General features: G+C 57.3%; 19 protein-coding genes. 8 read left to right on the top strand and 11 right to left on the bottom strand.

Features of this window, described 5'->3' with window-relative positions; translation table 11 throughout:
• Positions 1–17 precede the first annotated feature (17 nt).
• The 4 genes from M6F29_RS01190 to M6F29_RS01205 all read right to left on the bottom strand — a co-directional run bounded on the left by M6F29_RS01190 (position 18) and on the right by M6F29_RS01205 (position 4,319).
• Positions 18–866, bottom strand: a complete 849-nt coding sequence (locus tag M6F29_RS01190; RefSeq protein WP_298156727.1) for a 4Fe-4S dicluster domain-containing protein — start codon at positions 864–866, stop codon at positions 18–20.
• A gap of 1 nt (position 867) precedes the next feature.
• On the bottom strand, positions 868–3,069 hold the full coding sequence (locus tag M6F29_RS01195) for a molybdopterin-dependent oxidoreductase (RefSeq protein WP_298156730.1): 2,202 nt from the start codon (positions 3,067–3,069) through the stop codon (positions 868–870).
• A 33-nt stretch (positions 3,070–3,102) separates the two neighbouring features.
• A complete protein-coding gene (locus M6F29_RS01200; protein ID WP_082783148.1) occupies positions 3,103–3,717 on the bottom strand; it encodes a cytochrome c3 family protein in 615 nt (204 codons plus the stop codon).
• A gap of 296 nt (positions 3,718–4,013) precedes the next feature.
• On the bottom strand, positions 4,014–4,319 hold the full coding sequence (locus M6F29_RS01205) for a hypothetical protein (protein ID WP_297472838.1): 306 nt from the start codon (positions 4,317–4,319) through the stop codon (positions 4,014–4,016).
• 425 nt (positions 4,320–4,744) lie between these two features.
• Between M6F29_RS01205 and M6F29_RS01210 the strand changes: the two genes are divergently transcribed.
• The 5 genes from M6F29_RS01210 to M6F29_RS01230 all read left to right on the top strand — a co-directional run bounded on the left by M6F29_RS01210 (position 4,745) and on the right by M6F29_RS01230 (position 7,699).
• Complete coding sequence (locus M6F29_RS01210; RefSeq protein WP_298156733.1) at positions 4,745–5,485, top strand: c-type cytochrome; 741 nt, start codon at positions 4,745–4,747, stop codon at positions 5,483–5,485.
• Positions 5,486–5,580: 95 nt separating this feature from the next.
• Positions 5,581–6,159 (top strand): c-type cytochrome, encoded by a 579-nt coding sequence (locus tag M6F29_RS01215; protein WP_297456025.1) that lies wholly within the window; start codon positions 5,581–5,583, stop codon positions 6,157–6,159.
• 2 nt (positions 6,160–6,161) lie between these two features.
• Positions 6,162–6,671, top strand: coding sequence for a cbb3-type cytochrome c oxidase subunit I (locus M6F29_RS01220; RefSeq protein ID WP_297450729.1), 510 nt, complete (start codon positions 6,162–6,164; stop codon positions 6,669–6,671).
• 6 nt (positions 6,672–6,677) lie between these two features.
• Positions 6,678–7,190 carry a TlpA family protein disulfide reductase gene (locus M6F29_RS01225; RefSeq protein WP_297456021.1) on the top strand — a complete coding sequence of 171 codons (513 nt, stop codon included), beginning with the start codon at positions 6,678–6,680 and terminating at the stop codon, positions 7,188–7,190.
• Positions 7,191–7,231: 41 nt separating this feature from the next.
• Positions 7,232–7,699, top strand: coding sequence for a hypothetical protein (locus tag M6F29_RS01230; RefSeq protein ID WP_297450721.1), 468 nt, complete (start codon positions 7,232–7,234; stop codon positions 7,697–7,699).
• A 36-nt stretch (positions 7,700–7,735) separates the two neighbouring features.
• Here M6F29_RS01230 and M6F29_RS01235 read toward each other — a convergent pair whose 3' ends face one another.
• From M6F29_RS01235 to M6F29_RS01250, 4 genes are all read right to left on the bottom strand, one after another.
• The gene (locus M6F29_RS01235) at positions 7,736–7,936 is read right to left on the bottom strand and encodes a hypothetical protein (RefSeq protein ID WP_297450718.1); all 201 of its coding nucleotides are present in this window, start codon (positions 7,934–7,936) and stop codon (positions 7,736–7,738) included.
• A complete protein-coding gene (locus M6F29_RS01240; protein ID WP_298156737.1) occupies positions 7,933–9,405 on the bottom strand; it encodes a hypothetical protein in 1,473 nt (490 codons plus the stop codon). The genes M6F29_RS01235 and M6F29_RS01240 overlap by 4 nt, the downstream gene beginning before the upstream one ends.
• 51 nt (positions 9,406–9,456) lie before the next feature.
• Entirely contained in the window at positions 9,457–10,077 is a 621-nt protein-coding gene (locus M6F29_RS01245) for a c-type cytochrome (RefSeq protein WP_297486851.1), read from the bottom strand.
• 106 nt (positions 10,078–10,183) lie between these two features.
• Complete coding sequence (locus M6F29_RS01250; protein ID WP_298156740.1) at positions 10,184–12,337, bottom strand: UvrD-helicase domain-containing protein; 2,154 nt, start codon at positions 12,335–12,337, stop codon at positions 10,184–10,186.
• 102 nt (positions 12,338–12,439) lie between these two features.
• Here M6F29_RS01250 and leuS point away from each other — a divergent pair, with 102 nt between their 5' ends.
• The 3 genes from leuS to holA are packed head-to-tail and all read left to right on the top strand — an operon-like array spanning position 12,440 to position 16,416.
• A complete protein-coding gene (gene leuS / locus M6F29_RS01255; protein WP_298156742.1) occupies positions 12,440–14,860 on the top strand; it encodes a leucine--tRNA ligase in 2,421 nt (806 codons plus the stop codon).
• On the top strand, positions 14,861–15,403 hold the full coding sequence (locus M6F29_RS01260; RefSeq protein ID WP_298156744.1) for an LPS-assembly lipoprotein LptE: 543 nt from the start codon (positions 14,861–14,863) through the stop codon (positions 15,401–15,403).
• Between the two features lie 2 nt (positions 15,404–15,405).
• Complete coding sequence (gene holA / locus M6F29_RS01265; protein ID WP_298156747.1) at positions 15,406–16,416, top strand: DNA polymerase III subunit delta; 1,011 nt, start codon at positions 15,406–15,408, stop codon at positions 16,414–16,416.
• Here holA and M6F29_RS01270 read toward each other — a convergent pair.
• The 3 genes from M6F29_RS01270 to M6F29_RS01280 are packed head-to-tail and all read right to left on the bottom strand — an operon-like array spanning position 16,413 to position 20,288.
• A complete protein-coding gene (locus tag M6F29_RS01270; protein ID WP_298156750.1) occupies positions 16,413–17,345 on the bottom strand; it encodes a methionyl-tRNA formyltransferase in 933 nt (310 codons plus the stop codon). The genes holA and M6F29_RS01270 overlap by 4 nt on opposite strands.
• A complete protein-coding gene (gene frc / locus M6F29_RS01275; protein ID WP_297478561.1) occupies positions 17,342–18,583 on the bottom strand; it encodes a formyl-CoA transferase in 1,242 nt (413 codons plus the stop codon). The genes M6F29_RS01270 and frc overlap by 4 nt, the downstream gene beginning before the upstream one ends.
• A 19-nt stretch (positions 18,584–18,602) precedes the next feature.
• Positions 18,603–20,288, bottom strand: coding sequence for a thiamine pyrophosphate-binding protein (locus tag M6F29_RS01280; RefSeq protein WP_298156752.1), 1,686 nt, complete (start codon positions 20,286–20,288; stop codon positions 18,603–18,605).
• Between the last annotated feature and the right edge of the window lie 46 nt (positions 20,289–20,334).

Genomic DNA, 20,334 nt, shown 5'->3' on the forward strand with positions numbered 1-20,334 from the left:
TGAACGCGCGGGTCAACTCAAGCCTCGAGATTGCGTACGCGTTCGAGATACACGATGGACGGATAGGTATTCAACTCTTCCAGAATCCGGTAACCGCGAATCCCCTCCTCGGATTTTTCCTGACTGTCCTTGGCCAGATCGACCTGCTGGTTTTTCCACATTCTGGCCACCTTGGACTTTTTATCCGCCAGGTTTCCAAAGGTGATGGCGGAGGTGGGGCAGGCCTGCGCACAGGCCGTGAGCACTTCGCCATCAGCCAGGATACGCCCTTCGGTCTTGGCCTTGTCCATCCCCGCGCGCAACCGTTGCATGCAGAACGTACACTTTTCCATGACCCCCTTGCTCCGCACCGTCACGTCCGGATTCAATTGCAATTCCAGCGGATTGGGCCAGGCCCGATCAGGGTAATTCCACCAGTTGAAGTAACGAACCTTGTACGGACAGTTGGCAGAACAATAACGCGACCCCACGCACCGGTTATACACCTGGGTATTGAGACCATCCGGCGAGTGATGCGTGGCACCGACGGGACAGACCGGTTCACAGGGAGCCGCTTCGCACTGCTGGCAGAGCATGGGCAGGTATTGCGCGCCATGATCGGGGAATTCGGAGGTCATGGCCTCCCCCTCCCCCCAGTAACGTTCGATGCGGATCCAGTGCATGGCCTGCCCCTTGCCAAAGCGTTCCTTGCCCACCACAGGCAGATTGTTTTCCGCATAACAGGCAACGGTGCACGCGTTACAGCCGATACAGGAGTCCAGGTCGATGACCATGGCCCACTTGTAGGGGGCATCGTCGTACTGCCCCTCATAGGGACGACGCGTCCGAAACGAGTTCCAGTTCTGAATCAGATTGCTCAGTGACATGCTAGATCTCCTTGGACAATTTGGCTTGGTCAGCGGACAAGGTGGCGACAAGTTTTTGCCCGTTCTGGAAGGTGGTGGGGCCCTCATCCTTCACGATCACCTGATGTTCGCCTGTTTTTCTCAAGGCCACACGGGTGGCATGCATGGCCAGTTCCCCGGTACGATCATCAAAAATCGGGTCGAGAATCTTGTAGGGATTCACCCCAACCCCCGTGGCAAACCGTCCGAGCTGGGTATGCCCTTGCCCCAGCGGCATGGATACCGTATCGGGTTGAATGCCGGGAAACAGATAGGCCTTGGCGCGCACGGATCCGGTGGCAGACTGGATTTGCAGAATGTCCCCTTCCTTGATCTGCATCGCCTCTGCCGTTTTGGGATGGATCTCGACCCAACTGTCCCAGACCACCGTGGTCATGGTTTCAGGCGATTCCTGCAGCCAGGGCAGGTAGGCATGACGCCCGTCGCGCATGTCCGGTCGGATGGAGGGGACGAAGTAGAAGGGGTAGTCCGTCGTCAGTTCTGCGGGCTTCGGCATGGTCAGGGCCGGTAGCCGGGCCTCCAGAGAGGTCGGTTTTCCGTCCCACTTGACGAGACCATTGCGCAGGGCGTCTTCCCAGAAATGATCATCGCTGTCGCTGACCTTGAAAACCGGCTTGGCCTTGACCATCGCGGTTTTGAGATAACTGTAATAGTCAGGAAATGCGGCGTAGGCCTCTGGCTTGCGTTTTTTCAATATTTCCAGAAGGATGTCGCCGTACCCCTTGGACTCGGGATAGAGTTTTTCCATCAGGGGTTGCTGCAGCATCACCTCCACGCCATCCGGCTGGTATTCGGCCACATGGGTGCCAAAGTCTTCCAGCGCGGACAACAGGGGTAGAACCAGATCACAATGTCCCGCCGTTTCATCCATGTGCGTGACAAAAGCCACCTTGAAAGGAACATTGCTCATGGATTCTGCGAAGGGCAGATGGGACGGCGCCGTGAACACCGGATTGGTACCATAAACCAGTAGGGCCTGGGTCTTTCCAGCGGCCATTTTCTGGTTCAGGTCCGCCAGTGCATGGTAACTTCCCAAGGTAGGCGTCAGTTGAGGGAAGGGATGTTCGGCCTGTCCCTCCATCGTCTGTCCCCGATTCCCCAGAATCACGTTGAGCAGTTGTACGGCCGCTGCATTGCTGAACCCATAGGGGTGTCCTTCTACCGAAGGTCCGGCAATCACCAGAGAAGGCGTATTGTTCCACAGTTGAGCCGCAATCAGGCGTACCGCATCGGAACCGATCCCTGTGATATCGCTCACGGCATCCCGATCGTAATTTTTGACCAGATCGAGAATTTCCTGCGGAACGCCCCTGGAGAACTCTTCGTGTTGCAGCAGGTCATGCGCGATGCCCAAGGCCAGTATTCCTTCGGTCCCGGGCTTGATGGGATACCAGCGATCCGCATTTCCTCCCGTCAGGGTCATGCGCGGCTCGATCTGGATCAAGGTACCGCGTGGTGCCTTTCGAAACAGCGCATACTGGCGTGCCATGTAAACCGGCGAGACGCCGCTGCCCAGGAAATCGTTACCAAAGGACAGGATCAGGCGTGCCTTGTGGATATTCCAGAGGGGCTGCTCCGCGCCCAGAATGGCCTTGCTGGCGGCTCTCCCCGTAGCGGTGGAGAGCGCATCGTAGGTCACATGATGGGTGGAATCAAAGGTTTCCAGGAAATTTTCCAGAAGTACCCGCTGGTGTCCACTGACCCCACCGGTCAGAAAAGCGATCTGTTCGCCTTTCAGCGGACTGTTTGGTCCCAGACGTTGTTCCAGGATCTGATGGGCCGTCTCCCAGGATACGGGGGTCAATCCCCCTTCACCCTTATACATGGGTGTACGCAACCGATCCGGGTTGTAGTGGGCTTGCACGCCCGCCTGTCCCAGCCCGCAAATCTTTCCGCCGCTGATTCCGGACTCGGGATTTCCCTCCAGTTTAAGAACCCGCCCTTCGCGCACCTTGCCCATGATTCCACAGCCGGAACCACACTGGGCGCAGGTCGAGGCATAAAAAACTCCGATGCCGGGCACCACGAAGTCCTGAGGATGGACGTAAGACATGACCTCTTCCACCCCTGACTCGATGGAAGTATGACCACATCCTGCCAGTGTGGCAGCAGCCCCACTGATCCCCAATACCTTGAGGAAATCTCGGCGATCCAAATTACTCATTGTCATTTCATCGTCTCCTGTTTGGTCGCCGTTTTATTTATGACAGAGCCAGCAATCGTTGGGACCGTGACTGGTCACCGTGCTCCCCGCCTTCTCCAGATGATCCTTTTGGTGACAACTGACACACCAACCCATGGACAAGGCTTTGACACGCCGCGCCGTCGTCATGGAAGCAATATCGCCATGACAGTACCCACAGACTTCACGAACGGGTCGTTTTTCCTGGAAATAAAAACGCTGGATATGGCGCTCGTGGTTGAAACGAACGAAATCAGGCAAGTCATGCACTTTTTTCCAGGGAATCGGCTGTTTATTTTCCCAATATTCAAACAATTTCTTGATCCGCGGACGATCCTTGACGCCTTCGATCAAATTGTGACACCCCATACATTTGTCGAGACGAGGAATTCCAGACACATTGCTGCGTCGCGCGTAGGTATGACAGTACATGCAGTTGATCTGCATGCGTCCGGCGTGGGTGTTATGTGGAAACTCGATGGGTTGCTCCACCACCGGGCCCAGCGCATCGTACCCATCACTGGTTTGCGAACCAATGGGGCCACCCTGAACGAAGGGCTCCGCAAAGACCTGCGCACTCCCGATCCAGAACAGCACGATCCAGAGAAAAATTCTTTTTCCGTAATTCATTCAATAATCCTGCCCAGAAAAAACTCACCCGCGACTTCGCCCCAACTGACGAAGGTCTTGACGGTCAATCCCTTATTGACATCCACGTATCCACCCAAGACCCGAACATGACCGCCCCTCCACTGTCACGGACCGTGGAGGAATGGCCAGCACTGTCAAAAAGTCGGTACGCACACGCATCCCGAGCCGGAATGGAAGGGCTGAGAAAACATGCGCTTCATCCCCAAATTCGGATCGGAAACAGAAACGAAAAGGTGCCCTTGGCACCTTTTCGAATACGACTTGGAACTATTGAGTTATTTGGGTTTTGCGACGAAGCCGTTGCAATAGCAGGTCGGGCAAATTTCATCGTCCCCGGGGTAGAGTTTACACCCGTGCACGGCACCTGGATCGGTCGGCTTGTCCTTGTTGGGAATGAAGTTCATGCAACGATTGCACTGCTTTTCCCCATTGGGATGGTCCTGAAAATGCAAGGCTGTCCGCACGGCGGTGTTCTTCTTGGCGAAGGCCGAAGTGGTAAAGCCTGCCATCGGCGCTGCCACGATAGCGATGGAGCCCATCTTGAGCAACTGACGGCGCGATTGTTTGATACCTTTTTCCATGTTGTAACCCCTCCAGATCGATTAAATAGTTTTAGGTTAAAACCAACAAAAAACATATTTTATTATTGTGATACGACGCTCATGGCCGGAAGACAAACACCTTCTCCGACTGACCATATGCCTAGCGTAGCGCCCCTGAAACAGACTGTCAAGTGGGTCTAATCTTTCCCCTTATTTCGGTCCCGTCAGCGGCTTCGACAAGCATGCCTCAAAAATCTGTTGCGAAGCCGGTTTTGCCCATGATATAGTCCGCTACGATGCGACATGGAAACGCTGACATCGCAAAATTCTGCGGTAAAATCAGCGAACCGTGCCGCGTTTGGGAATCTTTGCAGCCCGTTCAATTAAAAAAAGCAGTACGGGTTCATGGAACGGTAGGTCCTGTCTACTGTCCTGTCATTCAATGTCATTCTGGAGGGGGGTAAATGCGTAAGTCATTCACTAAGATCACATCCGGGCTGGCTGTGGCCGCGGCTCTGGTGAGCATGACGGCTCTGGCTGAAGAAGAAGGGGTCATGAACGGCGACCCAGCCAACGGCAAAAAGATCTTCACGGAAGGGAAAGGCGCCGCTCCGGCGTGCATGACCTGCCATGGAGCCACAGGATGGGGAACGGAAGCCATGGGGGCACCCCGTCTCAACAATCTCGGTTTTCCTTATATCGTCAAGCAATTGACGGACCTGGCCGAAGGCCGGAGAACCCCATCTGGGGCAGGGGCAGTCATGCCTTTGTTCGCACAGCAACTCACCCCCCAGGATCGGCGGGATGTTTCGGCTTACGTCAATTCTCTTCCTCTTGACCCCAAGGAATTGTCGGATATGCAGGCCATCAAGGATGGGGGCCAACCCATCGGAACCCGTTACAAGGGTGAAATCCTGGTCAAATACGGCGTCAGCGGCAAGGTTTCGGCCTGCATGTCTTGCCACGGGTACAACGGTCGCGGTGCAGCTCCAGTTTTTCCGGTCATCGGGGAACAAAAGTTCACTTATCTGGTCAACCAGTTGCACAACTGGCGGGATGAGAGCCGCGCCAACGATCCTTACGGCATGATGCGTGCCATTGCCAAGAAGTTGAGCGACGAGGATATTCTCGATGCCGCAACCTATCTGGCCACGGCGCCTCGCACCACGGAAGGGAACACGCGCGTCCCGAATACTACCCGGTAAACATCGTCGGCTTAAGTCAGCGAAGCGGGGAAGTATGCTTGAAACCCGCGTGCTTAGCGCGCGGGTTTTCTATTTACCTGACAGGAAACTGACTAATGAAATTCAACTCCTTGAAACTGGGCGAAAAGATATTGTTCGGCATCTTTGGACTGCTGGTCGTTTTTGCCGTGTCCAGTTTTGTGATGCTGGAAATCTACCGCTCTCACCTCAACCACCCCATGTACCCCAATACCACCCAGTTTGACTTCACTGCGGAAGGGAAGGTAGGTTCCCGTCTGTTTCGTGAAAGGGGCTGTACTGACTGCCATCGAGCGGTACGTAACGGGACCAATCACGGCGTTGGCCTGGACGGTATCGGCTCTCGACATACCCTGGACTACATCGAATCATTCCTGAAAAAACCCGAGTCCACCTATGAAACCAAAACCGTCGACCACGGTCTGAACAAAGCAGCAGCCTATGTGGCCGCCTTGCCAGCTAACGAAATCCATTCCATCGCCGTGTTTCTGTCAGAGTTGAAAGCCACGCAAGGATCCGCGGATGCCCGTCTGCCCATGCCGGAACGCTCCGGATTCGTGGATGAAATGGTCAAGGTCTGGGCTCCCAGTTCCTGGAAAACCGAATATCACGATCTGCGCGAGGATGCAGGTCAAAATCAGAAGGAGAAACCCTGAGCATGTCTTCACCCGCCTCTTTTGACCAACGCATCGATGACCCGGAATACACGACCTTCACCCTGTTATTCGTGTATGCCTGTATTACCTACGCCATCATCGGTTTTTCCTGGGGAGCTCTGATGGGGGGGATTCCCGCCTTTCGCATGTTCGTGGATTCGGCCCCCCACGGTCACCTCATCCTGCTGGCGCACGGGCATATCAATTTGCTTGGCTGGGTGGAAATGGCCATTTTCGGCGCCATCTACTACTTTGTCCCGCGCCTGGTCAATCGCCCGATTTACAGCCTCAAACTGGTCAAAATCCATTTCTGGATGCACAACATCGGTCTGATGGGCATGGTGGTCCTGTTCTCCATTGCAGGCAGCATTGGAGGCTATGACCCCGGTCCGGAAATAGAAAAAACCGTCACCCATCTGATGGGTGGGGTGGGCTTCTTCGGGACGTTGGTTCTGCTGGCCAACATCATCTGGGGCTATAATATCTTCAAGACTGGCAAGCACGGAGCCTGACGTCCCATGAAATCCAAATTGAGGTATTCCCTGATCGTCCTGGTCGTCGCCCTGGGAGGCTGCAACCGGCAGGACCTGGGGCTGGCCCTGGGGACCCAGGCCCCTCGACTGGCCACCAAGACCTTGGCCGATGTCGGCGGGGACCTCAGTCGCATGACCACCTATCGCCAGCCTGACCCGCGCATGTACCAGTATTCGCTGGATCAGGCGTTGGCCACAGGAAAACCCATCCTGCTCGAATTTGCCACCCCCGGTCATTGTTCCGTCTGCGATCGGCAACTGCAAATCACCAAGGCCATGCTTGACAAATATCAGCCCAATGTCCTGTTTCTGCATATGGACCAGTATGAAAACCCCGAAGCATTCAAAACCTATCGCGTGATGGGCGATCCCTGGACCTTTGTGATCGACACGCATGGAATCGTCCGGTATCAACAGGCGGGCCCAATGCTTTACCAGGAAATGGATGCAGCCATTCGAGCCGTTCTACCCGCCCCTCATCAGGCTTCCCTTCCGTAAAGAGGTCTGCCGACCCATTTGTCAGCCCCCCTGAGATCCCTATGTTGCGCTCCTATGAATTGAAAAAAGATCCCCGAGGCATGACCTGGGATCTGTTGCTTTATGTTCCCACGGTTTCCGCTCTGGGTGCCTTTGCCGCCAATGCCTGGTACGCGTCGAACCCGAATCTTACCTATCTGCTCCTGTTCATGGCCTGTTTTTTCCTGTTTGCAGGGGCCAATCGGGTGCTGAAGACTCGTCTTCTATGCCTTCCCACGGCGCCTGTTCGACTGGAAGCCGACCCCCAGGCGCCCTGCGTGCGTGTCCACCTGAAAAACGGGACGAGCCTCGAACTACTCAAGGATATCCACGTGTATCGTGATTATTCCGGCCGTTCCATCGGATTGACCGGACTGGATGCAGCAGGCAAGCGCCTGCAATTCGTTTTTCATAAAGGGCAGTTTTCTCTTGAACGGGATTACCAGTCCCTTCAGGATTTCTTTGCCAAAAAGAAGGCGCCTCTTCCCTAGACGCCGTTCGAACCTGAGGGAAACCCGCCGGCGTTTCTAACGCCGACGACGCACCACATCCCAGGCCATGAATCCGATCACCACCGCCACCCCCGAACAGGCCAGCCCCATGTAGTGGTATTCCCTGTCCGCCGGAATCAGGCCACCCACCAGCATATGCACGGTATAGGCAGTCAGAAACAGCGAACTGAGAGTCACCACCACATAAACCAGGGCTTCGCGAGGGCTGATTTTCATTTGACGGGATCTCCAGGAGCAGGAGGCGGCGGCTCATCCAGTACCGGGGCCGGTGCCGCAGGTGCCAGGTTGGGCGTACGGATCTGCAGAACGACCCCCCCGGCTTGCAGGGAAATGGTTTCCACTTCGTTCCCCAGCAGGGACAGGTTCTGAGCCAACCCCAGATTGGCCGGGGTTTTGGGGGCCATGATCAAATGGGTCAATCCTTTCATCATGACCAGTTGGGCAGCGGGATCCTTGGCGGCTGGGGGTAGGGGCAAGGCATCGCACCGACAGGCCAGCATGGTCCGTGCCGGCCACTGGCTCGCCACCCGCAAACGCGGATCCGGCAAATGACGGGTTTCTGCATCGGTGCGATAGTGTTCCACCGTCTGGGTGAGCGTCAGGATCAACTGATCCTGTTCGGTCAATTGACGTGCCTGTCCCAACTCGAACCAGGCACGGTCATCCTGCATGCTGAGGGTAGAGATCAGAAAAACGCCCAGAAGGACCCAGCCCCGTTGAGCCAGAAAACCGATTTTTCCGGCCCCCCATTCGAGCAACGCCGGAATCCCTGCATAAAGTAACGTGATCATGCCCAGCAGAGCAAAGGTGGCATCCCCATTGAGGGATGAAACCAGAACCCCCCACCAGAGACACTGGCCCAGCAATGTTTTCCAGAGCATCTGCCGCTTGTGCCACCAGACCCAAAGCACCAGAGCCAGGATCAGAACCCCTACCCCCCAATCAGTCGCCGTGACTTCGGGCTCAAAACCGGGAAAATGACGCCAAAAGGAGGCCCAGTCGCGCACCGGATTCTGGAACCAGAGAACGCCGCTCCAACCCCAGCGCAGAAGAATCGAAATCCCTGAAAAAACCGTCAGTCCAATGAAGAAGGATTTTTTTTGCAGGGAATTCACCGGGTTTTTATGCCAGGTCCAAGCCAGGATGAGCGGATAGACCAGCCCCACCGGATGCAGGCTGACGGCAAAGGCGACCAGCCCCAACTGCCCGAAATACAGTCCGCCCAATGCGTGGGGTCGTTGCCGGTAGGAACGATCCAGCCAGTATCCGCCCATGAACGCAGCCAGTATCCCCAGTCCGGGCGAAAGATGATCGATCTGCAACAGGGTCAGTGGCGTCAGCAGCCATAATCCCGTCGCCAGCAAAGCGGCCTCGTCCTGTCCTTCCAGGGACTGCCAGCGGTATAGCCCCCATGCCGTGAGCGCAGCCAGGGCGATCATCACCCCCTTGGCCGCCATGACCTGCCCTGGCCACAGGAATCCCAGAGGCAGCCAGAGAAGATCACGAAAATCCGGAACGCCCAGGGTCACGATGGAGTTGGCCACATGGTCGGCCACCGACCAATCCAGCAGCAATGCCTTGGCGGCTTCTTCCTCTATCCCGTAGGGTCCCCGATGCAGAACCAGAAACGTCGCCACAGCCCAAACCAGAAGGGCCAACATACCCCATTGCCGCAAACCCAACATCCGTGAACTCCTTGAATCAAGCAACCACTTGGTCAAATAAAAAGGTCCAGATCAATACACGCCCGCAGCGTAGTCCGAAAGGGCCTTGATTTCCTCATTGGTCAGGCGATGTGCAATGGAACGCATCACGGCGTCAGGATCATTGCTGCGCGTGCCATCCCTGAAATGTTGCAGTTGAAGTTCGGTATATTCCTGATACTGTCCCGAAAGACGCGGATAAGGCGCAGGAACCCCCGCGCCAGCGGGACCGTGACAACCGGAACAGGCGGGCACATCCCGATCCGCATCCCCACCCCGCCAAATCTTCTGTCCGATGGCCACCAGTTTTGGATCGTTGGCGCGCGTCAAATGGGGGGGCTGGATCGCATACCAGGCCGCCACATTGCGCATATCCTCTGCACTGAGCATGGACACGATGCCGGCCATGATGGGATTATCCCGGGCGGGAGGAGCCCCGTTGACCGATTTCATGTCATTCAACTGCTTGACCACGTAGTCCGGAATCTGTGCCGCCAAATGAGGCTGGGTCGGGATCGGACTGACGCCATCCAGACCATGGCAGGCATAGCAGATGGAACCCGCAATGACCTTGCCTTTTTCCGGATCCCCCGGCTGTGCCCAGGCGGGAAGAACCAGCCAACCAAGCAGGAGTCCAGTCATCCATTTATTCATGGTGTCATTTCCTTGAATTCACTCGCCAGAGAGGGATACGGAAACCGATCGCTCCATTCTATCATGCCCCCCCACCAAAAATTAAGCACACGATCAAATCCGCGGCTCAAAGAGAAATCAGTCGGGCAAAAGCCAGCGCCAACCATTTCGTGCCGACATCCCTGAAATTTACCTGAACCCGCCCCTCATCTCCCTGACCTTCCCGCGCCAGAACCACGCCCTCTCCAAATTTGTCGTGCCGAACCCGCTGTCCGATGTGGAACTTTCCGGTTCGGGTGGATTCTGTGGAGAAAGTCGGGGGACGCACAGAACTGGGAGCCCGTGACCCAAAGGAAAGTTCAGGTCTTCTGGCGCGTGGATTCAAAATATGACAGAGGGATTCGGGAATTTCTTCAAGAAAACGGGAACGCACGCCATAACGCATCTGTCCGTGGAGCACGCGGCTCTGGGCATGGGTCAGATACAACTGACGCCGGGCCCGGGTGAGGGCGACATAGGCCAGACGACGTTCTTCTTCCAGGCCCCGAGCCTCCTGCAAGGCGTTCTCATGGGGAAACAAACCATCCTCCAGTCCTGCCACAAACACCACTTCAAACTCCAGCCCCTTGGCCGCATGCACCGTCATCATCTGGATCGCTTCGCTCCCTGGCGCAGCTTCGTGTTCTCCAGCCTCCAGAGAGGCATGCGCCAAAAATGACAGGACGTCCCCTGACCCTTCTTCCTGGGTGAACGCCACGGCAGCAGCCACCAGTTCCTCCAGATTGGCGACCCGGTCGGTGCCCTCCTTGTCTTGACGGTAATGCGCCAGGAGGCCGCTGACCTCCAGTACGGCCTGGATCACGCCGGGCAAGTCCAGCCCCTGATGAATCCGTTCCGCCAATTGGTCGATTCCCTGCACAAAGCGTTGCACGCCCTGTCCCGCCTTGCCGGTCAAGGAACTGGCACGCGTCGCCTGGAACAGGCTGGAGCGGAGCGTCTGTGCCTCGACCTGCAGATTTTCCAGGGAGCGGGCCCCGATGCCTCGGGGGGGGAAATTGATCACGCGCAGAAAAGCCGCGTCGTCATCCGCCGAAACCGCCAGTCTCAGATAGGCCAGGGCATGACGGATTTCCTGGCGCTCGAAGAAACGCAACCCGCCGTGCACCCGATAGGGCAAGTTGAGAGAAAACAGGGCCTGCTCGAGCGCACGGGACTGGGCATTGGACCTGTACAGCAGGACCATGTCCGACAGACGAGTCCCCTGCTCGCGCAACTGTATTACGGTATGCGCAATGAAACGGGCTTCATCTCCATCCGTTTCTCCCTCGTAGACCCGGATCGGCTCTCCCTGCGCGCCCTCCGTCCAGAGCGTCTTGCCAAACCGCCCGGCGTTGTTTTGAATCAAGGCATTGGCCGCTTCCAGAATGGTCCCCAGAGACCGATAATTCTGTTCCAGACGCAGAACTCGGGTCACCCCGTAATCCCGCTCAAAATGGCGCATATTCTCGATTTCCGCGCCGCGAAAGGAATAGATGGACTGATCGTCATCCCCCACCGCAAATACCGTACTGGTCGGCCCACATAACAGACGTAACCAGCGGTACTGGAGCGGATTGGTGTCCTGGAACTCATCGACCAGAAAGGTTTTGAAGCGAGCCTGGTAATGTTCGCGCAACACGGGATGGTGTTGCCATAATTCCACGCAACGCAACAACAGTTCGGCAAAGTCCACGGTCCCTTCCCGTTGGCACTGCACCTCATAAGCCGCATAGGCTTCCTGCAAGGGGCGCTGTGCAGAATGGGAAACCACGGCATTCTCTGCGCGTAGCCCCTGTTCCTTGTGCCCGTTGACAAAGTGCTGCAACTGACGGGGATTCACCCGCTCTTCGTCAAGATTCAGCGCCTTCATGACCCGCTTGAGCGCCGCCAACTGCTCCTGACTGTCGATGATCTGAAATTGAGGCGTCAGCCCCGCGTCCAGGGCGTGCAAACGTAAAAAGCGGTGACATAATCCGTGGAACGTCCCCACCCAAAGAGAGCGGACGGGCCAGTTCCCCATGGATGACAAGCGCGTCGTCATCTCGCGCGCCGCCTTATTGGTAAAAGTGACCGCCAGCAACTCCTCGGGACGATTCTTTCCCGTCGCCATCAACCACGCCATCCGGGTGGTCAGAACCCGGGTCTTGCCACTCCCGGCGCCCGCCAGAACCAGGGCCGACCCCTGATCCCAGGTCACGGCCTCCCGTTGCTGCGGGTTCAGTCCTTCCAGTAAATTTTCCATGGGTATTGCCATCGTCGCCTACTTGATTCCCTGCATTATACGGGAGTCCCCTTCCTTACCCATGCACGAGTATAATCGTCCCTTTGCCTGACCTGTGCTGCCATGGAAGATTTGTACGATCCCCACACCCTCGAACGTCGCTGTCAGGAGACATGGACCCGGATGCAACGGTACCGCGCCTGCGAGTTGCCAAACCGTCCCAAATATTATTGCCTGTCCATGTTTCCCTACCCCTCCGGCAAGTTGCACATGGGACATGTGCGCAACTATACATTAGGGGATGTGCTGGCCCGTTACCACCGCATGAAGGGATTCAACGTCCTCCAACCCATGGGGTGGGACGCCTTTGGCCTGCCCGCCGAGAATGCGGCGCTCAAGCAAGGCGTGGCCCCTGCGGAGTGGACTTATCAAAACATCGAAACCATGAAGAGTCAGTTGCAGGCCCTGGGACTGGCCATCGACTGGGAACGGGAAATCACCACCTGCCGCCCGAATTATTATCGTTGGGAACAATGGCTGTTTACCCGGCTGTTCAAAAAAGGATTGATCTACCAGAAAACCGGCACCGTCAACTGGGATCCCGTGGATCAAACCGTTCTGGCCAACGAACAGGTCATCGAGGGACGCGGCTGGCGCTCGGGAGCCCTGGTGGAAAAGCGCGATATCCCCATGTACTACCTGCGCATCACGGCCTATGCCGAAGAGTTGCTGCAGGATCTGGAGCGCCTCGACTCCTGGCCTGAACAGGTCAAAACCATGCAACGTCACTGGATCGGACGATCCGAAGGCGTCACCCTCAGTTTCAAGTTGACTGACCGCGCAACCGATCTGAAGGTTTTTACCACTCGTGCCGATACCCTCTACGGCGTCACTTATTTGGCCATTGCCGCCGAACATCCCCTGGCTCAGGAATGCGCCCTGCAGGACCCCCGGCTGGCTGCCTTCCTGGTGGAATGTCGCCAGGGCAGCGTGGCCGAGGCCGATCTGGCCACCCAGGAAAAAAAGGGCTTTCCTACCTCGTTGCAGGCCATTCACCCCCTGACCGGGCAGCACCTCCCCATCTGGGTGGCCAATTACGTCCTGATGAGTTATGGCGAAGGAGCGGTCATGGCGGTTCCCGCCCACGATCAGCGGGATTATGAATTTGCGCGCGACCACGGACTGCCCTCAAAAACCGTGATCCGCCCAGTCACGGGAGAAGCCCCCTCTGACGCTGCCTTTACGGAGGATGGCGTTCTCTGTCACTCCGAGGATTTTGATGGGCGCACCTCTGCCGATGCCCGGGAAAAAATGGCCCTGGTTCTGGAAGCCCTGAACAGTGGACGACGCCAGACCAAATTTCGTCTGCGCGACTGGGGAATTTCGCGCCAACGCTACTGGGGATGTCCCATCCCACTGATTCACTGCCCTTCCTGTGGAACCGTCCCGGTCCCGGAAGATCAACTTCCGGTCGTCCTTCCCGAAGAAGTTTCCCTTTCCGGCACGGGTTCCCCGCTCAAACAAAGTTCCTCCTTTCGCGCCACGACCTGTCCGACCTGCGGAAAACCTGCCGAGCGTGAAACCGATACCCTGGACACATTCTTTGAATCCTCCTGGTACTATGCCCGCTACGCCTGCCCCGATGCGCTGACCATGCTGGATGAACGGGTCGATTACTGGTTGCCCGTCGACCAGTATGTGGGGGGCGTGGAACATGCCATCCTGCACCTGTTGTACGCCCGATTCTTCAACAAGTTACTCCGCGATGAAGGATTGATCCGGACCGATGAACCGTTCACCCGGCTGTTGACCCAGGGCATGGTCCTCAAGGAGGGCAGCAAGATGTCCAAGTCCCTGGGCAATACCGTGGATCCCCAGGCCCTGATCGATACCTTCGGTGCCGATACGGCCCGTTTCTTCATCATCTTTACCAGCCCGCCGGAGCAGTCCCTGGAATGGTCGGACAGCGGGGTTCAGGGGGCTCACCGTTTTCTCAAGCGCCTGTGGAATTTTGCCGCCCAATATCAGGCCCGACGACAGGTGGCCCATGCCGGACAAACCCTCGAAACGCCCCATGTCCGCCATGAGGTCCATCGCCTGCTGCAACAGGCAACCCACGACATGGAACGTCAGCAGTTCAATACCGTCACCTCGGCGGCCATGAAAATGCTCAACGCCCTGGAAAAAATTGCCGGAGTCAACGACTCTCTGGCTCAGGAAGGCCTGTCTTTTCTGTTACGCATCCTGGCCCCCATCACGCCGCATATCAGCGATGCCCTCTGGCAACAACTCGGCTTTGGCGAATCCATCCTGGACGAACCCTGGCCCACCCCCGACCCACGGGCACTCGAACGCGAATCCGTGGAACTCGTTCTGCAAATCAACGGGAAATTGCGCGGCACGCTTTCTGTCCCTACCCACCTGGCCGCGGAAGAGATCGAAAAAATGGCCCTGAACCACCCAGTCGTTGAAAAATTCCTGGCGGGCAACAGCCCGCGCAAGATCATTCTGGTCCCTCAACGACTGATCAATATCGTGCTCTGAATGCGCTTACTTGCCCCCCTCACACCCCATTTTTCAGGACTGTGGAAGACCATTTTTTTCGTCCTTTTTCCCCTCACGCTGGGTGCCTGCGGTTTTCATTTGCGCGGTCTCCCCGAGGCACAATTCCACACCCTGTATGTGGACGGCAAAATGGGGGACGTGGCTGACCAGGAACTCAAGCTAGAGATTCTGCACCAGACCCATATTACCCTGGTCAAGCAGTCGGACAAAGCCGACGTCGTTTTGACTCTCTCTCCAATCCAGAACACCCAGCAGATCCTGACCCTCAATGCAGAGGGCACCGTTTCCCAATATACCCTTTACGCCCGTTTATCCTATCGCGCGTCGGACAATCTCGGGAATGAGTTGATACCACCCTCTACCCTGACGGTCACCCGTCTGTACAATTACAACGTCATCCAGATTCTGGGCAAACCCGCCGAACAGCAATTACTCACCCACGACATGCAGATCGATCTGGTCCATCAGTTGCTGCACCGCGTTCTTGCCCTGCATCCCGCCCTGGGCACTGCTGCCCACTGAGCATGCGTCTCTCCCCCGAGCAGTGGCCCACCCATTTGAGCCGTCAGGTTCCGCCGCTCACGCTGTTGATCAGTTCCGAACCCTTTCTTTCCCTGGAATGTCAGGACCATTGGCGACGGGCCTGCCGCGCCCAGAACTACGAGGAACGCAAAGTCTGGACCGTGGAAGCGCGCTTTTCCTGGGCCGAAGTAGACCTGCACTGGAACAGCGGTTCCCTGTTTGGTTCACGAAGTGCCGTGGAGATCCATATCCCCAGTGGCAAACCGGGCCCCGAGGGGATCCGGCAACTGGAGAAACTGGCGAACGCGCCGCAGGCGGACAAACGTCTCCTGATCCTCCTGTCCGAACTGGATTACCGGACGCGCCAAGCCGCCTGGCTGAGCCAATTGCAAACCAAAGCCCTCTGGACGGAAACCCAACCCGTACCCCGGAGCGCACTCACCCAATGGATTGCCCAGCGCCTGGGCCCCTGCCAGGCCAGCGCCGAAGCCCTGGAGTTTCTGGCAGACTGCACGGAGGGAAATCTTCTGGCCACTGCCCAGGAAATCGCCAAACTTTCCCTGCTCTATCCCACCGGCCCCCTGACCCTGGAACAAGTGCAGTCCGCCGTCATGGTCATGAGCCGTCATACCCTGACGGATCTGACCCGCGCCCTGAGCCAGGGCAACGGAGCCCAGATGCTTTTGCTCCTGCGTTCCCTGAATCAGGAAGGCGAAGCCCTGCCTCTGGTACTCTGGTCCCTGAGCGAAGACTGGCGCGCGGCGTACCTGTTGTGCCGCACTCGTGAAGAGGGACGAACCCCGTCTCCGTCAACCTTCAAGGAAGCCCGTCTATGGGGGGAACGCCGGCCATTGCTCGAACGTTTTTCCCAGAAAACCAGCAGTCGCGCCTGCGCTCGAGCCCTTCAGGGTGCTGCCGAGGTAGATCAACTGATCAAGGGACTGGGCCACGGAGACCCCTGGGAAACCCTGGGCCAGGTCATTCTGGATTTGTTCTCCCCCCTCCTCAACTAGCCCCCCAAGCGCGTTCCGACCTGCAGTTCCTGCTCTTCCGCAAAGGGCCGCGCGTCCACTTTCTTGCCCCCTTCGAGTTTTACGCGCAGAACTTCAATCTGCCCCCCCTGAACAGTCACCAGAAATCCCTGATCGGTCATTCCGGAGATTTCCCCGACCTTACCCCGCACCGCGCCAAAAGTCCGGAACAGATGCTTGCGGACCTCAAAGATCTGAAGTTTCTTTCCGCCCAGCAAGGTCCAGGCGCCCGGAGCCGGGTTACACCCCCGAATCAGGTCGTGGATGACCGTCACATGCTGCGCCCAATGAATCTCGGCCTCAGCACTCCGACACCAGCCTTCGTAACTGGCCTGCGCCTCATCCTGCACCACTTCCTGATGCGTCCCCGCCACCACCTGATCGGCAGCTTCCAGCAACGCCTGTACGCCCAAGGGGAAAAGATGGTCGAAATACACCGAACCCAGGGTATCTTCCGGGCCGATGGGGACCTTTTTTTGCAGGATGATGGGCCCCTCGTCCAGCCCGTCGGTGGGACGGAAAATGGTCAGACCGGTTTCCCTCTCTCCGCGCAGGATGGGCCAGTTGATGGAACTGGGGCCTCGATAACGGGGCAACAGGGAAGGATGGTACTGAATCATCCCGTGGGTAGGAACGGAAACAAATTCCTGGGGGGCAAATTGCAGCACATAAGCCATGATCCCGATTTCCGGGGCCAGTTCACGCAGGATCTGGATGGCTTCCGGGGCTTTCAGACTGGGCAGTTGAATGACCCGGAGCCCTTTTTCCTGTGCGGCCTGCCGCAAAGGATCGGGCCTGGCTCCTTCCTTCTCCGGCGCGCAAAACACGCCCACCACTTCGTCTTGACGGGCCAGAAAGGCTTCCAGTACAGCCTTGCCGAAATCCTGCTGTCCAATGATCACCACTTTCATTTGTTGAAGGCTCCATTCTGACGATGACGTTCGATGGTCTCGGGCGACCATTGCAGGATTTCCTGCAACAGTTCATCGGTATGCTCCCCCAGCAGGGGAGAACGGGTGATGTCCACCTTGTTGTTGGACAACTTGATGGGCATTCCGACGTTATGCCAGGGCCCCCGTTCCGGATGATCGAGCGGAACGTACATCTCACGCAACCGGACATGCTCGTCCTCAGCCAGATCCTGGGTACTCATGATGGGACCACAGGGCACATCCAGTTCATTGAACAAAGCCATCAATTCCCGTTTGGTATGACCCAGCGCAAAATTTTCCAGAATCTGCCACATCTGTGACTGGTTTTTACGCCGTTCGGTCAACGTTGCAAAACGCGGGTCCGTGACCAACGCCTCCCCACCGATCCGGCGTGCCAGAGCATCCCAAACCACTTCCTGAACCACCACGTAGATGAAGTCGTTGGGGCCTCCGGGTTTGCAGCGAATGGCATTCCCCAGTTGTCCTCCCCCCGAATCATTGCCGCTGCGGGGCGTTGCCTCGTTTCCTTCCGTGGGCACCGAGTACTCGGGCAGCGCCCCGCGCGTCAAACGCTGGTGGTCGCGAAACTTGACCCGACACAGGTTCATGACCGCATCCATCATGGCCACTTCCACAAACTGACCGCGCCCGGTCCGGTGGCGCGCATTGAGTGCGGCCAGGATCCCGATGGCCAGATGCAATCCGGTCCCCGAATCCCCGATCTGCGCTCCCGTGACCAGAGGCGGTCCGTCATTGAATCCCGTGGTACTCATGGACCCCCCCATGGCCTGAGCCACGTTCTCGTAGGCCTTGAATTCGGCATAGGGACCGGTAGAACCGAATCCCTTGATGGAAGCCATGACGATGCGCGGGTTCTTCGCATGGATGGCCTCCCAGTTATAGCCCAACCGATCGAGTACGCCGGGGCCAAAGTTCTCCATGATGACATCGCATTCCTGCAGGAGGGCCTCAAAAACCTCCTTGCCAGCCGGATTTTTCATGTTCACTGTGATCGACCGCTTGTTGCAGTTGAGCATGGTGAAATACAGACTGTCCGCCCCTGGAATATCGCGCAACTGTCCCCGGGTGATATCACCGCTCGGCGGTTCAAATTTGATCACATCCGCCCCCAGCCAGGCCAACAGTTGGGACGCCGTGGGCCCAGCCTGAACATGGGTCATGTCAAGGATACGTACACCTGCCAATGCTTTGTCCATGAATCCCTGTCTCCCGCGATTATTTGTACATGGTCTGGTTCATCGTTCCGCTGGAATACTTTTCGCGGTCGATCACCACGTCCACCAGGGCCGGTTTTCCGGAATCCCTGGCTTTTTCCAGGGCCGGTCGAATGTCTGCCGGATCGGTCACCCGAATCCCGAACCCTCCCATGGACTCGGCAAAGCGATCGAAGCGCACATCTTCGAGGATATTGCCCACGTCGCCCCGCTCTGCCCCATACTTCCGGGCCTGTCCATAACGAATCTGGTTCCAGGAGGCGTTGTTGCCGATCACGCCGACAAAGGGCAATTTATTACGCACCATGGTCTCGAAGTCAAAACCGGTCAAACCAAAGGACCCGTCTCCAAACAACACCACCACGTCACGTTCGGGCTGCAACAATCGGGAAGCCAATGCAAACCCTGTCCCCACCCCCAGGGTTCCCAGAGGACCCGGGTCCATCCACCCACCGGGTTTATGGGGTCGCACCACCGATCCGGAAAAAGTCACAATGTCTCCGCCATCACCGATGTACACCGTGTCCTCCAGCAAAAATTCATTGATTTCGTGAACCAGACGAATGGGATGAATGGGAGTGGCATTGGCGTCGATAATGGCCTGGTTCTTGCCTTGGGATTTGGCCTCTTCCGCCCGCAACAGATCGAGAAAAGGGTCATGACGGCGGGCCGTATCCCCGGCAGAGGCGTCACACAGGGCATTCACCACCGCACGAATGTTCCCGACCAGACCGATGTCAAAGTCCCGGTTATACCCCACATTGCGATAATCCATGTCGAGAATGATGATGGTCGCCTTGGGATTGAGTCGACGCCCGTATCCCATACGGAAATCCAGGGGCGTCCCCGCCAGCAGAATGACATCGGCCTGATCAAAAGCGGTCTTGCGGGAAGACATCAAACCATAGGGGTGAGTGCGTGGCAAAGTCCCGCGTGCCGCACCATTCACATAAATGGGCATGTTGAAGTGCCGGGCGAAGCGGTCGATGGCCTCATGGGCACGACAGGTACGTGCCTGCGTGCCGAACAGGGCGACCGGGCGCTCGGCGCGGGCCAGGGCCTCGGCAGCCCGGGCAATTTCGTTGGGATCTCCGATGAACTCCCCCTTGACCCGGTAATTGACCGGAATCCTGACCTTCGACACCTCCACTCGCGCATCCAGGACATCATGGGGAATCTCCAGATATCCCGGCCCCGGTGCGCCATGAAACATCTCGCGAATCGATTGCCCCATCATTTCCGCGCAGCGTTCCGTGGTCATGACCGTGGAAGAAAATTTTGAAATGGGTGTCATCATGGCCACATGGGGCAAGTCCTGCAACGCACCCATGCGGTATTGTTTGAGGGGCCCGCCACCGCCAATCAGCAACATGGGGCTTTCCGCACGAAAAGCGTTGGCTACCCCCGTCACGGCGTCGGTGGTTCCAGGTCCTGCCGTCACCACGGCACACCCCACCGTACCCGTGATCCGTGCCGCCGCATCGGCAGCATGGGCGGCCACCTGCTCGTGGCGAACGTCCACGATGCGGATGCCCTCGTCCAGACAGCCATTATAGATATCGATGATGTGACCGCCGGAGATGGTAAAGATATGCCTGACCCCCTCCTGCTTGAGCATTTTTGCGACAATCTGCCCACCACTCAGGGTTTGGGCTTGGTCAGGGGTTGGGGTTGCAGTCGTCTCCATCAATTTCTCCGTCTGGGTCAAACCCCCACCGGGGGGTTAAGCAAAA

Origin of the sequence: Ferrovum sp., from assembly GCF_027317285.1 — a bacterium.
GTDB lineage: Bacteria > Pseudomonadota > Gammaproteobacteria > Burkholderiales > Ferrovaceae > Ferrovum.